This is a genomic window from Corynebacterium casei LMG S-19264 (assembly GCF_000550785.1).
Taxonomy (GTDB): domain Bacteria; phylum Actinomycetota; class Actinomycetes; order Mycobacteriales; family Mycobacteriaceae; genus Corynebacterium; species Corynebacterium casei.
The window spans coordinates 2,276,049-2,295,080 of the sequence record NZ_CP004350.1 but is presented as its reverse complement, the minus strand read 5'-3'; the positions used below and the strand labels follow the sequence as shown (position 1 = coordinate 2,295,080).

At 55.0% G+C, this 19,032-nt stretch carries 16 protein-coding genes and 1 tRNA gene; 11 read left to right on the top strand and 6 right to left on the bottom strand.

Annotation, left to right across the window (positions count from 1 at the left end):
• The first annotated feature begins 6 nt into the window (after positions 1–6).
• Entirely contained in the window at positions 7–1,242 is a 1,236-nt protein-coding gene (locus tag CCASEI_RS10520) for a glycerate kinase family protein (RefSeq protein WP_006821872.1), read from the top strand.
• A 165-nt stretch (positions 1,243–1,407) separates the two neighbouring features.
• Positions 1,408–2,829 (top strand): phytoene desaturase family protein, encoded by a 1,422-nt coding sequence (locus tag CCASEI_RS10515; protein WP_006821871.1) that lies wholly within the window; start codon positions 1,408–1,410, stop codon positions 2,827–2,829.
• On the opposite strand, the gene CCASEI_RS14500 is transcribed toward CCASEI_RS10515, so the two are convergent.
• Positions 2,826–3,611 carry an AraC family transcriptional regulator gene (locus CCASEI_RS14500; RefSeq protein ID WP_025387958.1) on the bottom strand — a complete coding sequence of 262 codons (786 nt, stop codon included), beginning with the start codon at positions 3,609–3,611 and terminating at the stop codon, positions 2,826–2,828. The two genes, CCASEI_RS10515 and CCASEI_RS14500, sit on opposite strands and share 4 nt — an antisense overlap.
• Before the next feature lie 291 nt (positions 3,612–3,902).
• Here CCASEI_RS14500 and CCASEI_RS10505 point away from each other — a divergent pair, with 291 nt between their 5' ends.
• Genes CCASEI_RS10505 through CCASEI_RS10475 form a run of 7 tightly spaced genes read left to right on the top strand, consistent with a single transcriptional unit; the run spans position 3,903 to position 13,304 of the window.
• Positions 3,903–4,973: a FecCD family ABC transporter permease gene (locus CCASEI_RS10505; RefSeq protein WP_025387957.1), complete on the top strand. Its 1,071-nt coding sequence runs from the start codon at positions 3,903–3,905 to the stop codon at positions 4,971–4,973.
• Positions 4,974–4,978: 5 nt separating this feature from the next.
• Entirely contained in the window at positions 4,979–6,055 is a 1,077-nt protein-coding gene (locus CCASEI_RS10500) for a FecCD family ABC transporter permease (RefSeq protein WP_025387956.1), read from the top strand.
• Positions 6,056–6,076: 21 nt separating this feature from the next.
• Positions 6,077–6,964, top strand: a complete 888-nt coding sequence (locus CCASEI_RS10495; RefSeq protein ID WP_006821867.1) for an ABC transporter ATP-binding protein — start codon at positions 6,077–6,079, stop codon at positions 6,962–6,964.
• Between the two features lie 26 nt (positions 6,965–6,990).
• Positions 6,991–8,766, top strand: coding sequence for a siderophore-interacting protein (locus CCASEI_RS10490; RefSeq protein ID WP_006821866.1), 1,776 nt, complete (start codon positions 6,991–6,993; stop codon positions 8,764–8,766).
• A 10-nt stretch (positions 8,767–8,776) separates the two neighbouring features.
• Positions 8,777–10,525 carry an ABC transporter transmembrane domain-containing protein gene (locus CCASEI_RS10485; protein ID WP_006821865.1) on the top strand — a complete coding sequence of 583 codons (1,749 nt, stop codon included), beginning with the start codon at positions 8,777–8,779 and terminating at the stop codon, positions 10,523–10,525.
• Positions 10,522–12,276, top strand: coding sequence for an ABC transporter ATP-binding protein (locus tag CCASEI_RS10480; RefSeq protein ID WP_006821864.1), 1,755 nt, complete (start codon positions 10,522–10,524; stop codon positions 12,274–12,276). Before CCASEI_RS10485 ends, CCASEI_RS10480 begins: the two co-directional genes overlap by 4 nt.
• Positions 12,273–13,304, top strand: coding sequence for an ABC transporter substrate-binding protein (locus CCASEI_RS10475; protein WP_006821863.1), 1,032 nt, complete (start codon positions 12,273–12,275; stop codon positions 13,302–13,304). The genes CCASEI_RS10480 and CCASEI_RS10475 overlap by 4 nt, the downstream gene beginning before the upstream one ends.
• Before the next feature lie 110 nt (positions 13,305–13,414).
• Here CCASEI_RS10475 and CCASEI_RS10470 read toward each other — a convergent pair whose 3' ends face one another.
• Positions 13,415–14,338, bottom strand: a complete 924-nt coding sequence (locus tag CCASEI_RS10470) for a substrate-binding domain-containing protein (protein WP_025387955.1) — start codon at positions 14,336–14,338, stop codon at positions 13,415–13,417.
• Here CCASEI_RS10470 and CCASEI_RS15720 point away from each other — a divergent pair.
• Positions 14,254–14,541, top strand: coding sequence for a fumarylacetoacetate hydrolase family protein (locus tag CCASEI_RS15720; RefSeq protein WP_050808034.1), 288 nt, complete (start codon positions 14,254–14,256; stop codon positions 14,539–14,541). The genes CCASEI_RS10470 and CCASEI_RS15720 overlap by 85 nt on opposite strands.
• Positions 14,542–14,662: 121 nt before the next feature.
• Positions 14,663–14,739, top strand: a tRNA-Met gene (locus tag CCASEI_RS10465).
• Between the two features lie 136 nt (positions 14,740–14,875).
• On the opposite strand, the gene CCASEI_RS10460 is transcribed toward CCASEI_RS10465, so the two are convergent.
• The 4 genes from CCASEI_RS10460 to CCASEI_RS10445 all read right to left on the bottom strand — a co-directional run bounded on the left by CCASEI_RS10460 (position 14,876) and on the right by CCASEI_RS10445 (position 18,963).
• Positions 14,876–16,060 carry an IS1249 family transposase gene (locus CCASEI_RS10460; protein WP_025387088.1) on the bottom strand — a complete coding sequence of 395 codons (1,185 nt, stop codon included), beginning with the start codon at positions 16,058–16,060 and terminating at the stop codon, positions 14,876–14,878.
• A gap of 204 nt (positions 16,061–16,264) precedes the next feature.
• Positions 16,265–17,359 carry a HigA family addiction module antitoxin gene (locus CCASEI_RS10455; RefSeq protein WP_025387954.1) on the bottom strand — a complete coding sequence of 365 codons (1,095 nt, stop codon included), beginning with the start codon at positions 17,357–17,359 and terminating at the stop codon, positions 16,265–16,267.
• A gap of 13 nt (positions 17,360–17,372) precedes the next feature.
• Complete coding sequence (locus tag CCASEI_RS10450) at positions 17,373–17,753, bottom strand: type II toxin-antitoxin system RelE/ParE family toxin (RefSeq protein WP_006823442.1); 381 nt, start codon at positions 17,751–17,753, stop codon at positions 17,373–17,375.
• Positions 17,754–17,826: 73 nt separating this feature from the next.
• Positions 17,827–18,963 (bottom strand): YkvI family membrane protein, encoded by a 1,137-nt coding sequence (locus CCASEI_RS10445; RefSeq protein WP_006823441.1) that lies wholly within the window; start codon positions 18,961–18,963, stop codon positions 17,827–17,829.
• Between the last annotated feature and the right edge of the window lie 69 nt (positions 18,964–19,032).

Sequence of the window (19,032 nt, the reverse complement as noted above, 5' to 3'; positions counted from 1 at the left end):
TTTCCCATGTTGTACGCACCTGAACGTATCCTCGTTGCACCTTCCGGATTCAAGGAATCCCTCTCAGCGATTGAAGTCGCTGATGCGATTGCCGCCGGCATCCGCCGTGTTCTTCCTGGCTCCCGCGTAGACACTTTCCCCGTCCCCGATGGTGGTGAGGGCACCGTGGACATCCTCGCGCAGCGCCAGGGCGCAGTGACCCATACTGAAACCGTGATGGGACCAGTGGGCAAGAAGGTCCAAGCCACCTGGGTTGAGTTCCCGGAGTCTGGCGTGGGTGTCATGGAAATGGCATCCTGCGCGGGTCTGGCCTTGGTGCCCAGCGATATGCGCGACCCAGGTGCCACCACCACGTATGGCGTTGGTGAGCTCATCAACATCATAATTGCGCATGGTTGCTCAAAGATTGTAGTTGGCTGTGGTGATTCCGGCACTTCTGATGGCGGTGCGGGCGCACTGGAAGCACTCGGTGTTGTGGCCTTGAATAAGAAGGCCGAGAAAGTAAAACGTGGTGGTTCCAACCTGGTTCACGCCAAGAGCTTGGACACCTCGGGGATGAACCCACGGCTGCGTGATGTCACCATCACCATGGCGTGTAACCGCCACAATGTGTTGACCGGTAAGCGCGGTGTTGCGCGCGTCTTCGGCCCGCAAAAGGGCGCTACGAAGGCACAGGTCAAAGAGCTAGCCGAGGGTTTGAGCCGTTGGGCAGATTTGCTTGTCGATACCTTCAAACCCGTCGCCGACCTTCACAATGGACCTGGCTCGGGTGCTTCTGGTGGACTTGGTGCAGGTTTGATGGCCTTGGGCGCTGTCGCGGGTGAACGCTTCGATGTTTTGCTGGAACAACTTCCAGCGGAGCGCAACCTGGATGAACTCATCTGCGTCGCTGACCTAGTGATCACGGCAGAGGGCGCGATTGACTTCCAAACCCCACGCGGCAAGGTCCCCGCAGAAATCGCACGCCGATGCCAAAAGACTGGCGTGCCACTGATGGGACTTGCCGGCTCTTTGGGCGAAGGCGCACCAACCGTTCACGATGTCGGCATTGGCGCAGTGCAATCCATCATGACCATCCCTATGGACTTAGAAGATGCCGTGCGCGATGGCCGGGACTTGCTGGTCGATGCCTCCGAGCGCGCCATGCGCCTTCTGCAATTAGGCTGCACAGTCGCAGGACGTCAAGAGACTAAGCTCCGTGCCCTGTACACGAGGACGATTGCACCAGTAGCGTCGCCTTAAAGTAGCTTTGCCATTTGGCTGTCTATAAGATTTCCAGCGTTCAACGCAGCAAAGTGTTAGTTATCCAACGGCCAACACAAGCAGTGAATGCAGGTTCGGATAGGATCGTGGACACATCAGTTTGATTCGTTTATCGGAATATGTGATGCGGATAAAAGGACGAAAATGAACAGCCAGCCACGCGCAGTTGTTGTCGGTGCAGGCCCTAATGGGCTTACTGCCGCAGCGCGGCTGCTTGTTGAAGGCTGGGACGTTGATATTTATGAATCTGCGCCGGCACCTGGGGGCGCGGCACGCTCAACGGCATCGCTCTTTAATGGGGAAATCGTGGACCTGGGCGCTGCGGGCCATCCATTTGGTGTTGCTAGTCTGGCATTTCAGAAACTCAATCTTAAAGAACATGGCCTGAAGTGGAAGAATGCCCCATATGAGATGGCACATCCGCTTGATGGAAAAGAAGCGGCCTTTTTATCGCGCTCTGTTGAACGGACGGCTGCAGACCTGGGCTTTGATGGAAAAGCATGGACCAGGCTGCATGGTCATGTCGTGCAGGATATCGATAAGCATCTGGACAACCTGCTGGGCTCGATGCTGCGAATCCCCAAGCATCCAGTTCACATGCTGCGATTCGGTCCACCGGCGTTGGCTTCAGCAGCGCTATTAGGAAAGACGCTCTTTAAGACGGAACAAGCTCGTGCGCTCCTGGCGAGCAGCGCGGTTCATGCAATTACCTCACCAGCCAGGCCATTGACCGGAGCTTTCGGAATTCTCTTTGGTGCGCTGGGGATGAGCAGGGGATGGCCAGTTGCAGAAGGCGGTTCTCAGGCAATCGTGGATGCGTTAGTTTCTGTCATTTATAGCAAAGGCGGCCGAATCCACACCGGCGTTGAAATCAGTGACCTCCGGGAGCTTCCAGCTGCCGATGCCATCATCTTGAACCTCACCCCGCGGCAGATTTTGCAGTTGAAAGGAACCGACCTTGCTTTGAAAGCGCGCGAGCGCTTGGAGAAGTGGAAATACGGTTCGGCGGTATACAAGGTGGACTTCTTACTCAACGAGCCTGTGCCGTGGAAAGACTCGCGGGTGGGTACAGCAGCAACCGTGCACGTGGGAGGAACTGTTGATGAAATTAGTTTTGTTGAACGTGAAGTCGCAGCTGGCCGAATGCCGGATCGCCCATTCGTTATGGTCTGCCAACAGTATGCCGCGGATCCGACACGAGGACTGACGCTGTGGAGCTATGCGCACGTTCCGCACGGCTATGTTGAGAGTTATCCTGGTGAAATTCGTGAACTTATCACACAACAGATCGAACGTTTCGCGCCGGGCTTTCGTGAGACAGTTGTAGACGCCACACGCACATCACCGTGCGAATTAGAAGCTTGGAATGCCAATCTTGTTGGTGGTGATATTGCCGGAGGTTCTATGGCGGGCCTCCAATCTGTCATGCGGCCGGGCGTTTCCCTTAATCCTTATCGCCTCGGGCCGGGACTATTTATGGCCTCCGGTGCTACACCACCCGGAGCCGGTGTTCACGGGATGCCGGGGTGGTGGGCAGCAGAATCAGTGCTCAAAACCTGGCATTAGTTTCGCGAATAATTCTCAACGTGCTCGTTGAAATAGCCGCTGGGGGACAGGCCGGTGCGTTTCTTAAACGCCCGGCCAAAGGCACTCGCGGTGGAATAGCCCACGCGTAGCGCAACCGCGTCGATGGCAAGACCATCGGCGATAAGCTGCTTCGCCCTAGCTATGCGCGACTGCATGCGCCATTCCTGGAAAGTCTCATCGGTCTCCGTGAGGAATGCGCGCTCAATTGTTCGCGGGGAAGCATGTACCGACGCAGCTAGTTGGTGAAGAGTGCGGGGGTCACCGGGGTCATCGTTAAGCATCTGTGCAATCTCTTTGGCCGCAGGACTCTCTGGCCACGGCAAGGTGCGAAGCTGCATGCTGAGCTGATCCAGAACATATTGGTCCAGCCCGCGGCTTGATTGAAGTAAAGAATCGCCACTTTGAACCAAGCCCATGAGATTGCCGGCGAGCTCCTGATCCACATGAAATATGTGCGGCGAAGCCATCTCGGGTGCGATGGCTAGATGTTTAGCGCCAAAGAAAATTCGCAATAACACCGAATCTGCGTCCACCTCAATATCATGATGAACCCCGGCGGGCAGCCACAATGCCTGCTTCGCGCACAGCCCAATGGGCTTTCCACTGGCAATGATGGTAGCCGCGCCACGGTACTGCCAAAACAACATGTGGGCTTCGGGGTGTACGCGGTCACGCACCTGAATCGGCTGAATGGTTGGCAAGGTATTTGTGCTGGCAGAGCCGTTAAGCCGAGACTCGGCCAGACTTAAGCTCGCAGTCATTGAAATCTCCTGTGCAATCTCCGGCCACCACAATATTTCGGTCAAAAGTACTTGTGTCGTTAACGGGGTAGAAGGTGGCGCAAAATGTGTAGCTACCTAGCTTAGCCTCCCCTAACCTTAATGGGTGTATTTGGGTGCAAGCTCACGGAGCAATGTTTAAGTGTGCACCTAGCGCACTGGACTTAAAAAGACATGCTTTCCACCCTGGGAAGCTGCTCCAACTTGAAAGGAATCCGTGGATAGTCAATTTGTAGCCGAACATGGGCTACCGCAGTGGGGAATGGGGGAGAAATGACTTCTATAGAAGCAGTGGAAACTCCAATTGCCCCAAGCGCGCCGGGGACTCCTGACGTAGTGCCGAAGCGCACGTTGTACCGTCGACGCTCCTTAGGTCTGTTGCTCATTCTTGCTGCGCTGGTAATTACGGGGCTACTCAGCATTGCGGTTGGCGCTAACCCCTTGCCTTTTGATTCTGTGTGGCACGGCCTGACCGCTCGTGATGACAGTGAAGCCTCCATTATTATTTGGTCACTTCGTGTGCCGCGCACCGTTGTTGGTCTCTTAGTTGGTGCCGCCTTTGGTGTTGCTGGTGCCTTGATTCAGGCCATGACACGTAACCCTCTGGCTGACCCCGGCATCCTTGGTGTGAACGCCGGTGCTGGTTTCGCAGTGACCGTCGGCGTTGGTGTCTTTGGCCTGTCCAGCGTCACCGGATACATCTGGTTCGCATTCATTGGTGCCGCTGTTGCCACCGTGCTGGTTTATCTCATCGGTGCATCTGGCGGTACTGCCAACCCAGTGACTTTAGTGCTCGCCGGTGTTGCGTTGGCCGCAGTTTTGGGTGGCGTGACCACCTTCTTGACCCTGATTGACCCAAATACTTTTGAAAGCATCCGCAACTGGGGCTTGGGGTCCATTGCACGCACGGATTTGGCAGACACCATGAAGGTGCTGCCCTTTATCGTGGTGGGTCTGATTATTGCCCTGGCGCTGTCCAACTCGTTGAACTCCATTGCCTTAGGCGATGACCTCGCCGCCTCCCTGGGAACGCGGGTGGGCCGCTCGCGCGTCTTCGGCATTATCGCCGTGACCTTGCTGGCCGGCGGCGGCACCGCCCTGACCGGTGGCATTGGCTTTGTCGGTTTGATGATCCCGCACGTGGTCAGGTGGTTTGTCGGCCCCGACCAGCGCTGGATTATTGCATATTCTGCGTTGTCTGCACCCGTGCTGGTTCTCGCCGCCGATGTTCTGGGCCGCATTATTGCCCGCCCGGGCGAGATTGAAGTCGGCGTGGTCACCGCGATCGTGGGTGCGCCAGTGCTGATTGCCCTGGTACGTCGAAGCAAAGCGAGTGGTCTGTGATGTTAATGAAAGATTCTAAGAACACCGATTTCGGCTATTCTTCCCTGACCGTTCGCAACAAACTCTTCTCTTTCAGAATCCCGATGCGGATTCTGGCGGTGTCACTCATCCTGGTCATACTCGGCACCTTTGCCGCCACCGTGGCCATCACCTTGGGCGATTTCCCGATTTCCTTGGGCCAGGTAGTCCAAGCCATCGTTGGCGTGGGCGAGGAATTCCACCTGTTGATTGTCCGCGAATGGCGCCTGCCGGTTGCCAGCGCCGCGGTGGTATTCGGTGCGCTTTTGGGATTGGGCGGAGCCATCTTCCAGTCGCTGACGCGTAACCCTTTGGGTTCCCCGGACATCATCGGCTTTGATGCTGGTTCCTACACCGCTGTTGTGTTGCTCATCCTGGTCTTCGGCAACATGCAGTACTGGTCCATCGCAGGTGTGTCCATTCTTGGCGGCATCATCACCGCTTTCGTTGTCTACCTTTTGTCCTGGCGCAAAGGCGTACAGGGCTTCCGCCTCATCGTGGTCGGTATTGGTGTCTCCGCCATGCTGACGTCATTGAATTCCTACATCATCACCCGCGCTGACGTGGATGACGCCATGGTTGTTGGCATTTGGGCAGCCGGTTCTATTACACGCGTGACCTGGGCATCGCTTATCCCAAGCGTGGCAATTGCTGTGATCATCTTTATCCTGGCGGTGCTGCTAGCGCGCTCATTGCAGCACATGGAAATGGGCGATGACACTGCATTGACCCATGGTTTCCGCGTTGGCCCAGCCCGACTGGCGCTGATTGTGGTGGGTGTTTCCACCACCGCGCTGGTCACCGCGGCAGCTGGTCCGATTGGTTTTGTTGCCCTGGCTGCACCGCAGTTGGCGCGACGTTTGACCAGCTCACCGGGTGTGAGCCTGTGGCCATCGGCAGCAATGGGCGCAGCCCTGCTGTCTATCGCGCACTTGCTCTCCTTGGTCATTGCCGCCTTCTATCGTCCCATCCCAGTTGGTCTGATCACCGTGTCTATCGGTGGTTGCTACATGATCTGGCTGCTGGTGAGAGAAGCCCGCCGCCACTATGGCCGTATCGGTTAAGCACGAGACAGGAAGAAAATAATGAACACGAAAGATAATTCAACCGCGTCTCGGTTGCGGATTGAAAACGCCACTATTGGCTATGACAAGACAGTCATTAGCAAAAACATCTCTGTAGAGATTCCACACAACTCATTCACGGCAATTATTGGCCCTAATGGTTGTGGCAAGTCCACGCTGCTGCGCGGGCTGGCGCGAGTTATTACACCCGCTGAGGGGCACGTGTATTTGGATGATAAAGATATTTCCAAATACAAGCCCAAAGAAGTCGCACGCGTGCTGGGCTTGCTGCCGCAGACTTCTCTAGCGCCAGAAGGTATTCGCGTTGCAGACCTGGTGGCACGTGGACGCGCGCCTTATCAGTCTTTGATTCAGCAATGGCGCCAGTCTGATGAAGACGCCGTCAACATGGCCCTGACTGCCACCCGTTTGACGGACCTGTCTGACCGTTACGTGGCGGAGCTATCCGGTGGTCAACGCCAGCGCGTGTGGATTGCCATGCTGCTGGCGCAGCAAACACCCATCATGTTGCTGGATGAGCCCACCACCTTCCTGGATATCGCGCACCAGTATGAGCTGATGGAGCTGCTGCGTGACTTCCACGAGGAAGGTAAGACCGTGGTCACAGTGCTCCATGACTTGAACCAGGCGGCACGCTACGCCGATCACCTCATTGTGATGAAGAAGGGCGAAGTGATTACCTCCGGCGTTCCGGAAGAAGTGTTGACCAAGGAGATGGTCGCGGATGTCTTTGGACTCGAAGCCATGATCTGCCCAGACCCAGCCACCAGCACTCCAACCGTGGTGCCATTGGATCCTCGCGTGGCCAACCAGCAGCCGAAACTGACAGAAGACGGAACCCAAGTCGCTGCTGGGGTCAATAATCCAGAGTTTTCTAACACCCACTAAATTCCATCCTCTAAGGAGCACGCGTCATGGCCAACAGCCTTCGTCCACTTGAGATTTTCCCGATTACCACCCGTTTCCTTAAGGTCATTAGAGCAGAAGATGTCACCCCGGGCATGCGCCGCGTGACTCTCGGCGGTGAGCAACTCAAAGCTCACACTGCAGACAACGGTTACCCGGTAGCTGAATTTCGCTCGGATGGTTTTGATGATGAATTCAAGATTCTCATTGACCATCCAGAGGCGGAGAATTCTGTTGGCCCAACGCAGCTTGATGGCGTGCTCAATTGGTCCCGCGGTGAAGGCGCCAAGCTAATCCGTACCTATACCGTTCGCCGCTGGGATCCAGAAGCCGGTGAGATTGACGTGGACTTTGTCAACCACGGCGTAGGGCCTGCCACCAGTTGGGCGCGCAACGTGAAACCGGGGGAGACCATTCAGATTGCCGGGCCGAAGTCATCGTCGGTGCATCCGGAAGGCGCTGATTGGGTGCTCATCGGCGCGGATGAGACCGCATTGCCGGCAGTGGGCCGATGGCTGGAGGAATGGCCCGAAGGAGCCCGGGGCCAGGTGTTTATCGAGGTTGAGGAAGAATCCCACCGCCAGGACCTAGTTGTTCCAGAAGGTGTGGAGTTGACCTGGCTGGTGCGCCACGGCGCTGAGGCTGGCACCACCGCATTGCTTTTCGATGCTTTGAAGGCCGCCGAATGGTGGGACGGCAACGTCTTCGCGTGGGTTGCTGGGGAGGCTGGAACACTGACTCCGATCCGCCGTTGGCTAAAGCGGGAAAAGAACCTGGACAAAGACCAGATTGAAGTCACCGGTTACTGGAAGAAACAAAAGGTCACAGCCTCTGCCGAAAACCCTGAGCTGCCTGATTTCAGCGCGAGTGAAAATGTGCGCGAGGTATTCCATGAGCTCAGCGAAATCACCCCGGGCTTTGCCCTGCGCGTCGCCGCGACCTTGGACCTTGGCCCCATCATGGGCTCCGATGTGAACAGTCTTGAACAGTTGGTGGAAGCAACCGGCGCGAATGAGTTTGGTCTGTTTAAACTCCTGCGTTATCTCGAATCAATTGAGGTCACGCAACAAACCCCTTCCGGTTGGAAGCTTACGGACATGGGCCGTGAGCTAGATACAGAATACGTTTCTGAAGACCTCAATTTGGACGGACCTTTCGCCAGGCGTGAGCTGGCGGTGGTCACGGGTCTGCTCGACGCGGTTCGTGAAGGCACTCAAACCAATTACTCCGAAACTGACGGTTTGATTCAACAACGAGTAGAAGCAGAGACCGAATACGCAGGCTGGGTCGCTGGTGCACTTGCTGCCGATGGAGCCTTCGCCAACCTCCGCACCGTGGCCATTGCTGGACCTGGCGTCCGCGCCTTTGCCCAGGCGATTGCCGATAAACACAAAGACACTGCTGTCACCATTGTGGGAAACAAAGCCGAACTTGCCGCGCACCAGGCTAATACCACCAATGAGCGCATTACTCTCCACACTGACTTAGGCGATGCGGATGCCGTGCTGCTGGTTGAAGCAATCAATGAACGCTCAGACTTTGAATCCATCGCGCTGCTAAAAGAAGCTGCAACGCACGGCCGCTTGTACTACTTTGCCCGCGTGCTGAACCCAGTCCGTGCTCATGACCACGACTTTGAAGAAGACCTTGGGCACTTTGTGCTCAGCGGCGGTGGCTCGCGCACCGCGGAAGAACTCGACGAGCTCTTTGAAGCAGCCGGACTTGGTATTCCACAACGTCGCACCATTGGCTGGGGCTTGACCCTGCACGAATTCGGCGTGTGAGGTTGCCTAAATGACTGTTGTTAACCCCGCTGATTCTGCGGAGGACCCGGTTCATGACTGGGGCCAAGGCCAAGCACCTGATAATCCAACACCACCGCGAATCCTCTTCGATCCCAATTGGACACCACGCCAGCTCAGCTTCGCACTGATTCGGGCTAACGCGAAGCGGCTGAGCGCAGCATCCCTGCTTCTCATGACCTTTGGTATTTGCAACATGCTCATGCCCACGGTGGTCGGACGCGTAGTAGACGATGTTGCAACCCCTGCCTTTGGTGGGGTGAGATTCGCAGACTTCTCTTATGACCTGTACCTGTGGTTCGGTGCACTGGCTGGGCTGTATGTAGTCATGCACTTTGGTTTCCAAATAGGAAGCCGCACCGGTTGGCTAGCCGTGCAACGCTCACAATATGAGCTCTCCCAAGCAGTCATCGAACGGGTCTTGTCCCCGCGCGGATTCGCGGGCGCACAACGCGCGCCGGGCCAGCTGCTTTCTATCGCCACTGGTGATACCCAGCGCGCCAGCCAAGTCTTTTACATCATTGTTTATCCGCCCAGCCAAGTCGCTGCGCTGCTGGTCGCAGTCATCACATTGTTCATCATCAATCCCTGGTTGGGCTTGGGCATTGTTATCGGTCTGCCTATCCTGTTGGCACTGATGCATCTTGCGGCCACACCGCTGCGGGCGCGCAGTTTGAAAGAGCAGTACACCTTGGCTGATGCAGCCGGTGCCGCAGCCGACTTGGTGTCAGGCTTTAGGGTTATCTCCGGTCTTCATGCCCAGAAAACCGCCGCGGCGAATTATCGGACTTTTAGCCAGGAAGCCCTGCGCACCACCATCTCAGCCCGAAATGCCCGGGCTGCTTTCGAAGGCGTGACCACCACGGGGTCCCAGTTGGTGGCGGTGCTTGTGGCGTTGGCCGCGATTGTCATGGCGCTTAACGGCATGATTTCCGCCGGCGAGCTGATTACCGCAACCGGTGTTGCTGTCATCATGATTTCCCCGATTCAAGAACTCGTGGGGACCCTTGGCTCCATGTGGGCGATTTCGCAGGCTTCCTCACAACGCGTGCTGGACCTGCTCAATGCCGGTTCCCACCCTGCAACAGCGGGCACCGTGGAGCTCGAAGATGATGAGAATTTCATCGCCTTTGAAGAATTAGACCTTGCCGGAAACAAGGTGGACGGGCGCATTGAGCCGGATGAATTCGTGGTGTTAAACCTGCCGCAGGAATCTGCAACGCAACTGACTGAGATTCTCACGCTCAAACGAATGGCTAAGGAAGGAACCTTTGTCATTGGCGGATTCGATATCACCGCTATTACTCCAAAGTCCCTGCATTCACAGTTGCTGGTTCTTCCACACCACCCAGGACTGTTCGCCGGCACGGTGTTAGAAAACGTGCAGTTCAACGGCGGTAGGGAAGTAGATGCCCACGACGCCCGTGAGGCTTTAGAAGTTGCAGCGTTGGGCGACCATGAGCTTCCCGATGGCCTCGCGGCCCGCCTTGGTGACGGCGCACTAGAACTATCCGGTGGCCAGCGTCAACGCATTGCACTGGCACGCGCAGTGGCTGCGAACCCACGCATTCTAGTCCTAGTGGAGCCCACTACGTCGGTGGATGCTGTGACGGAGGAGATCATAGCTAAGCGGCTGCGTGCCCGCCGCGAGGGACTGCTGACGGTGGTTATTAGCTCTAGCCGCGCGTTTAACGCTATTGCTGACCGCGTGATTGCCCCGGTGAAAGTGAGTGTGACATGAGCAATCAACACCTACTAAGCGTTGCTGGCTCATCCCAGATCAGCTCATATTTGTGGCAGATGCTGCGTGGCCGGTGCCTGGCGTTGCTGGGAGTCTTGCTGCTATTTCTCGCGGAATCAGCCACCGCGCTGGTGGTACCGCTGCTGATTGGCCGTATTGTTGACCTGCTCAATACCAATGGGAGCAATGGCGTACCTGAGAGCTTTCCGCAGATGATTGCGCTGCTTATCGGCGCCGCTTTTGCCGCGGGGCTCTTTGCCTGGCTGGGCGGGGTGGGGATTGCTCGCATTACGGAGACCGTTATCGCTGAAATCCGCGAGGATTATGTTGGTGCTGCATTGCGATTGCCGCGTTCCACCGTGGAAACTGCCGGCACAGGCGATGTGGTCACGCGTGCATCCGATGACATCGCCCAAGTCTCCGGCACCCTGCCGGATGTATTGCCACGATTCTTTGTTTCTATCTTTACCGTGGTTTTGATTGCTGGAACCATCACCAGCATTGACTGGCGCTTTCTACTGATCTTCCTCGCGCTCACCCCGCTGTACGTGGTGCATGTGCGTTGGTACTTGCGCACCGGCCCTCCGGTCTATCAAAAACAGCGCGCGGTGGAATCAGTGCGTGGCCAGCATATTTTGGGCACCCTGGACAACCTGGATACGGTCAGTGCCCACCAGCTCGGTGCGCATCAGCTAGATCGGGTTTCTGTTTCCTCATGGGACAAGGTTCGTTGGGCAATGCGCACCCGCATTGTTCAAAACTGGTTGTTTGGCCGACTCAACATCGCCCAAGCAATTGGTATTTTCGCAGTGCTAGGACTCGGCGTGTGGCTGGCCTTTCGGGGAGAAGTCACCCCGGGTGCAGTAACTGCTGCAGCGTTGTTATTCCAGCGCATCATTGGCCCGGTTAATGGGCTGATGTATGTCATGGATGATTTCCAGGAAGCACTGTCCTCTCTGAGCCGCCTGGTTGGTGTTGTTGAAGTTCGGCAAAAGCCTGGAGACCATAACAGCAGTGACACCAACTTCGACGAAAACCAGAACCGGACGTTAGTGAGAATCCAAGACCTTGATTTTGCATATCCAAACGGATTTGAAGCACTCAAGGGCATTGATGTGGATATTGCACCCGGGGAAACCATCGCTGTGGTGGGTGCGACAGGCTCTGGAAAATCTACCCTGGCATCGTTGGTTGCCGGGGTTTATTCACCAAGCAGCGGCCTGCTTGAACGCAGCATTTCTGCCGATGAAGTCTATTCGCTTTCCCAAGAAACCCACGTCTTCATTGGTACGGTGCGCTCGAATCTGACCCTGGCAAAGCCAGAGGCCACGGAGCAAGAAATCATCGATGCCCTGCACCGGACTGGTGCCCATGGTTTTGTCATGGCCTTGCCGGAAGGCCTTGATACGGCGGTTGGCCACGGAGCCCGGAACCTGGAGCCGGCCCAAGCACAGCACCTGGCGCTTGCTCGTATGAGTCTGCTTAATCCGCCGCTGATCATCTTGGATGAAGCAACAGCTGAAGCAGATAGTGCCGATGCTGAGGTCCTGGACAAGGCATCACTCGCCATTACTTCGAACAGCGCGGCCATTGTCATTGCCCACCGCTTGTCCCAAGCAGCCAGCAGCGACCGCATCCTGGTCATGGACAACGGCCGAATCATCGAATCCGGTACACACGAACAACTACTTGAAACTGAAACTAGCTACGCCCGGCTTTGGCAGGCGTGGTCTGAAGGAGCAACATCATGATTAACAATTCTTCCCGTCGTCGCGCGCTCAAGTTCGCAACCCTCTTGACCGCAGGCGCCTTGGTCATCACTGGTTGCTCAGCGGAAGACAACAGCACGACTCAAGCAACCGAGTCTTCGAGCAACGAAGCTGGTGGCGAAGACTCTGCAGCGCAGGGCGATACCCGCACGGTGACGGACTATGAAGGCAATGAAGTGGAAGTGCCATCTGATCCACAGCGTGTGGTGACTTTGCACTTCGCCGCCACCGAGGCGTTGGTGGACTTAGGGCTGGCACCTGTTGGTCAGGGTGGTTACACCGAAGGCCTGTTGCCATCAGAAAAGGCCAAGGACATCGAAAATGTTCCTCAGGTCAGTGAACGCGAAGGCATCGAACTGGAAGCAATCGCTGCTTTGGAACCTGACCTGATCCTGGTGCCGAACTATGTTGAAGCAGTCGATCTTGAGCAGCTTCGAGCCATCGCGCCGTCATATATCTACATGCACGGTGGCCAAGACCGCGCCGACTGGCGGGGACGTGTTGGGCAGGTAGCGGATGCCGTGAACCAGGCGGATAAAATTGATGAGCTCGAAACCGCCTTGGAAGACCGCCAAGCTGAACTGAAGGAAAAGCACGCTGATGTGCTGGCAGACCGCCGCTTCGCCGTAATCAATTCCTACAACGAGCAAGAAGTTGACCTCAACAGCGATGCCAGCATGCTGGGCAACATCCTTGGTCCAATCGGCGTTCAGTGGTCCGATCAGATCAATGAAACCGTCGGCGATGAAGACGGCGGCGAGTTCACCGTCTCCCTTGAAGAAATCAACAACGCTGTCGGCGATGCCGACGTGTTGTTCTACGGCACTAACCTTGCCTTTGAACCAACCGAAACCTTCGAAATCCTGCAGGAAGAACCGCTGTACAAGAACCTCAAGGCAGTAGAAGACGGCAACGTGTACCCAATCGGCAAGATGACAGTCGCCGGCTACACCGATGCGATGTTTAGCCTGGACCTTCTCGATGAAGCGCTTGAGGATCTAGAAAGCTAAATCACGGCGCAAAGCGACGATTAAGCCAACATCAGAATAATTAACCCTGGGCCCAAGATTTGGGTCGAGGGTTTTTAATTGCACTATATAGCAGGGCAACTGTGAAATTCTTAATTCCTTGTGGGGCCAGGTCCGCTTGACCTGCGAGGAATAAGAGTGGGGATGAAGCTAATAGCTCCGGGAGTTGTAGATTCCTGCCGCAACAGGTCTACAGCTTTTTCTGCAATCTGATCAAAGGGAGTTCGCACTGACGTTATTGGAACAGAAAGCTTTTCTACCAGCGGGATATCGTTGTAACCTACGATTGAGATATCTTTTCCAAGGCTGAAACCTAGTTTGGCTGCAACGTGAGCAACGCCGATAGCGAGGTTGTCATTCGCAGCAAATATGGCGGTGGGATGTGTGTCTCTTTCTAGAAGCAATTTAGCGGCTGTTTCGCCAGCTTCGATGCCATAACCACTAAAGATGATGTTCTCCTTGGGCAGATCGATGCCAGCTTCTTCAAATGCGCTCTGAGCCCCTTCTACTCGACCGTGGGCACTAGATGTAAACGATGGACCTGTCACGATTGCGATATCAGTATGTCCAAGATCTATGAGATGTCGAGCAGCCAGATACCCGCCCAGGTTATCGTCACCTGAAACAGTTGGGCTTTTTCCATCTGAACGAAGAGCCAAGACATGTGGAAGGTTTTTGCGCCTCAAGCGCTCAGGTAGCTCATCATCGAGGCGAGCGGTCGCAAGGATTAGCCCGTCTACATTGCGATCCAGGAGAGATTCGACGACCTTTGCCTGGCTCTCAGGAGTATCGCCGCAAGTTGCGACAATCGCAAACATGCCTTTGGAGCGCGCTGCACGTTCGACAGCTTCATACATCAAGGACATGACCGCATCAGTAAGTCGTGGTACTAGGACGCCGATTAGCCCGGACTCTCTGCGTCGTAGTCCGGATGCATAAACATTGCGGCGATAGCCAAGCTCTTCAGCTTTTCGACATTCCACAGATAATTTCGTACCTCTCGACTTTCGCGACATTACAGCCGGGAGACGTGATCTCTACAGGCACTCCTAGTGGTGTTGGTGTGGCGCAGAAACCGGAGCGATTCTTAGTTCCCGGCGAGGTTCTAGAAACGACGGTCGAGGGAATTGGTTCTTTGAAAAACATGGTGATAAATGAGGAGGTTAAAGGGCTAAATATTAAGCAGCCAAGAAGGGGCTCTGCGCTCTCCGTCTCGTGACTAAACCCGATAGAGCCAGCTATGGTTGGACTACCACGGACCTGACTTGGATTTTGTTAGTGCCAATGTTGTTGATAGAGTTGGGTCCGTGCCATTGACATGCAATGTTGATGACAATCGGCGCGGGGTGGAGCAGCTCGGTAGCTCGCTGGGCTCATAACCCAGAGGTCGTAGGTTCGAATCCTGCCCCCGCTACCAAATGTGAGACGATGTCCCCCTTTCCTTCGGGAGAGGGGGACATCGTCGTCTGCGTCCATTTTGCCAGTAGCGAGGCTTCAAATGGGGTTAAGTAAAGAAAAGTGTGTCTGTCGGTGTGTTGCCGGCGGACATTGTGTTATCTACCTAGCCATCCTTTCTGTATTCCCATAGAGTGCTGGTAGGTGGTATCGATTGCGGTGTCGTATCCGCTTGGGCCACCGATTTCTGGTGGTGTGGGTGATTCCGCTTCGAGTAAGGCGTTGACTTTGGCGAGTGCGTCTTTACCCCAGCGTTGCTGCCTGGCGGTCTTTACGGGCTCGGCAGGCAGCTGCGTTTTTGATGCGAGCCACCAATCGATGGCGGTGCGTTGGTGTTCTTTGCTCATTCCGCGGTGGTTTCTGGCGAGGAGTTTGAGCGGTGAGTTGATGCCACCTTCAAGGCTGTTGGTGGTGGATTTTGGTGTTCCAATGAATCCTTCGGGTGGTTCTATCCAGGTAAATAGCCATTTTTTGCTGTTGAGGTTGTTTAGCGAATTCATGGCTGTGCGGTCTCGTTTGTGTGTCCAGTCCCAGGTTTTCCCGCTGGGGTGTTGACCGCGTTTATAAAAGGTTTTCTTAGCGAGTGTGGGTTTGTAAAACTCGTGGGTGGCCAGCAGGTTTGTAGTCCATTGGTAGGCGTCGTCGGGGGTTTCTACTTTGGTCAGCGACAGGGCTAGTGCGTAGATGGCTTTGCCTGCTTCTGTGCGTGGCCTGGAGGTGGTTTGGCGTCTGATATGGCGTTGAACGTGGACGGTGCAGCGTTGAATGTGGCTGGTGGGCCAGCATTTTTTGATTGCTGATAAGGCTCCGGTCCCGCCGTCGAGGGTGATGATCAGTGGGGGCTGTAGTTGGGAGATGAGTTTGATGTAGTTGGTGGTGGATTCTTTATCGCACCACAGCCATGCGACGACGTGGTCGAGGCTTGCGGCGATGAGCAGGCACTGTTTGTTGAGGTAGGTGCCGTCGATAAATAGCTGGTCATAGACCCTATTGTGGTCGATTTCTACGTTAGGTTGTATCAGCCAGCACCATTTCATGCGTGCGTGCAGGGTTTGGCGGGTGGTGTTGTGTTCTTGTGCGAGGCTGTTGAGGGAACGACCCGTGGTGATCCAGGTGTAGAACAGTCGGAAGGTTGCGGCGTCTTTGCTGGCTTGTTGGCTGTTTCTTACTGAGGATCCGCGGCAGCCTTGTGTGCATCGCCAGCGTTGGGTGCCGGCTTGTGTGTATCCGTTTTTCTTCATTAGCCCTGTACAGATGGGGCATCTTGGTCTGTTTGTACTCACCGGAAAATCAAACCAGAACCGGTTAGCACACTTTTCACGGGATCTCGGTATTGAACGCAAAAGGCCGGTTAATAGCTCTTGGAGACCTATTAACCGGCTAAAAACAGTTGTTGAGCTGGCAGAAGTAAGCTAATTCAGACACACTTTTCTTTACTTAGCCCTTCAAATGGCACCCTGAAGGTGAGGCATGTACAGGAATCTTGTCTACTGTGGACGGGGAGCCTTCCATTCTTCTAGCTGCTTAATAACTGTGGGTGCGTTTCGAGTCAACGTGGATTTCCAAGAAAGTCGGGACTCTTTTTGAAGCCTCCCAATCAAAAGTATCGGGTGAATGGCAAGGTCCTCAGATTTCGCCTCAACCCAATCCGCGCTGATTCTTTCTGGGACATCCTGTAATGGATCCGAAATGGCAAGTTGTGCAGCTAAACGGTCTGCCTCATCTTCTATTGAATCTGACTCACTTGAGAGATCATCCAGAATGACTTCACTATCGTCCGAAACATGTCCCAAAAGCACATGGGCGACCTCGTGCAGCAGGGTGAAGAACACCTTGTCTAGCCGTTTTCCGCGGCCTGAAAGTCCAATAGTTGGATGCCCGTTCACCAATTGGGCGCATCCATCAAGCTTGCCTCCTGGGAAAGACTCCACGTAGACGAGTTTTACGCCAACCTCGGCAAAAACCTTCTGGAACTCTGCGAAAGCGTTTGGATCTTTCGTTCGAGCAGACAACGTCTCAGCCAATTCCCTTAAAGCTTTGGGCGAATACGTCGAGACCTCCAGTCGTTCTGCGCTAGCTCGAACACACGCAGCCCAGGATTCTTGGAGAACAGTTATGGATTCTTCATTGTTACTCCGACGCGCAACGAACTTAGTGGGGGATGGATCCTCGAAACTCGATTTTCCAAACAGATTCAGGACCTCTTTGGCTTGGTCTGTTGGGTCCTTTGAACGTACGAATCCACGTTTGACTAGGTGGGATATTGGTGCGAGATCTCGGATTTGTGCTCGGATTCTGACCTCATCTAGGTTGTGTTGAGTTTGGGCATCTTGGGACTGCTTCCAAAGAAAATACGAGTCTTGCAGATTGAGCCAAAACTCAGCGGATGTCCCCAACGCGGTACCGATCTGTGCGGCGGACTCGCGAGTGATCTCCTTCTTGCCTGAGATGATTTCTGAGACAAACTGAGCTGGGCGTCCGAGAACTTCGGCAAAATCGGCTTGGGACCACCCGCGCTCGTCGAGCTCATCGGCTAAGAATTCTCCCGCGGGAAAGCGTTCAGCGGCTACTACTGTGTTCATTTTTAACCTCCTCTCAGTGGTAGTCGACGAGTTCAATGACGATTACTGTGCGGCCTGATTCGTCTGACTTAAATTGAAGAATCAAACGATACTGCTTGTTCAAACGGATAGATGAAGTACCAATTCTGTTTCCTTTGAGCTGTTCAAGGTGCAGTGACTTTAATGCTCTTAGGTCACGTTCGTCTGTGGCGGACGTTAGAATCTGAATTTTCTTGCGGTAGGCCTTGACGAGATCGGAACTCCATTTCTTCGATTTGAAGTTAGGGTCATTGGCCATCCGTTGCAGTTCGTCATCATCGAAGAGGATTCGCAATAGATCAACCTCGTCCAGTTTGCCGATGCCTCGCCAATATGACGCGACCGAAAAGTTAATGGCTCGAATAGGGTTCTTCACCCCTGGTATGAAGCACTATATCCCTCAAGTTTATCGAAAGCAAGAGTATTGAGATTCGAAGCGATCTAATTGTTTACTTTGCCCCGAGGCGCGCCTGAATCTGGCGGTAGGCAAGGAATCCGAAGAAGACGAGTCCGAAGTAGCCGATAGAAGGGTAGACGAATCCGACGAGAGCGGCGAAAGGCAGCTTCAGGCCGCCGATGAGTGCGACGAGCGTCAGAGCGAGGCAGACAATGGTGTAGGTGCTGCGGGACTTCAGCGGGAACTGGTCGGCGACGGTCCACAGCATGGGTGCTGCGGTGGAGTAGATGCCCAAAAGAGTAATGGTTGAGAAGACGTAGCCAAGCCACGGGGCGAGGTCAATGCCGAGCATCACCAGGGGAGTGGCCTCGTTATAGACCATGGGCAGTGTGGCAAGCAGTGCGAGCGCGCACAGCCCCATGACCCCGCCGTAAAGGAAGCCAGTGAGAATACTTGGGCGAACAGTGGATTGCAGGGAGCGGTCTTCGCGGCCAAGGCTGGTAAGAAAAGGCACTGCGATAATCAAGATGGCGGTGCTGTACAAAATAGTGCCGATAAACCAGTTCTCACTCGCCTTGGCGGGTTGGTACTGGGCAAGGTTTTCGGGGACATCGGCAAGCGCTGCGAAATTCTCAACAACTACCCATAGCGCGACGATGCCAATCACGATGACGATGAGTGGCCCAATGCGGCCGATGATTTCCACGAGGTTGCGGAAACCAAACATCAACGTAATCGCCACAACGGCCGCCATGCCGGTTGCACCGACCCAGGTGGGCATGTCGAAGACGTCCCCGAGCAGCGCGCCGGCGCCGGCGAACATGGTCACCGCAATCATGAAGACGAAAACCGGAACGCAGTAGCGAAGCACCGTGCCCACTACGGGTCCGCAAATATCCGTGAACGGTTCGACCTTGTTGTCCTTATTCTTCCGGCCCCATTCGGTCAGTGATGACAACAGCCATGAGAACAACAACACCACGATGATGATGGCGACCATGCCCCACCAGCCGTGCGCGGTGAAGTACTGCAAACTCTCTTGTCCCGTGGCGATGCCCGCGCCGATGAAAAATGAACACTGCGCGCCGGTAAACAGCAGAACATTCTTTATCCTGCTCGCGGGGGAAGTGGCACCTCCAGACAGCTGTGCGCTTGTCCTGTTCAGTGTTGATGTGCTGCTGTCCTGCATGCAATATTCCTTTAGAGATTAACAATTGGCGGCAAAAGAACACATGAAAGCTCGCGTGCGACGCTGTGC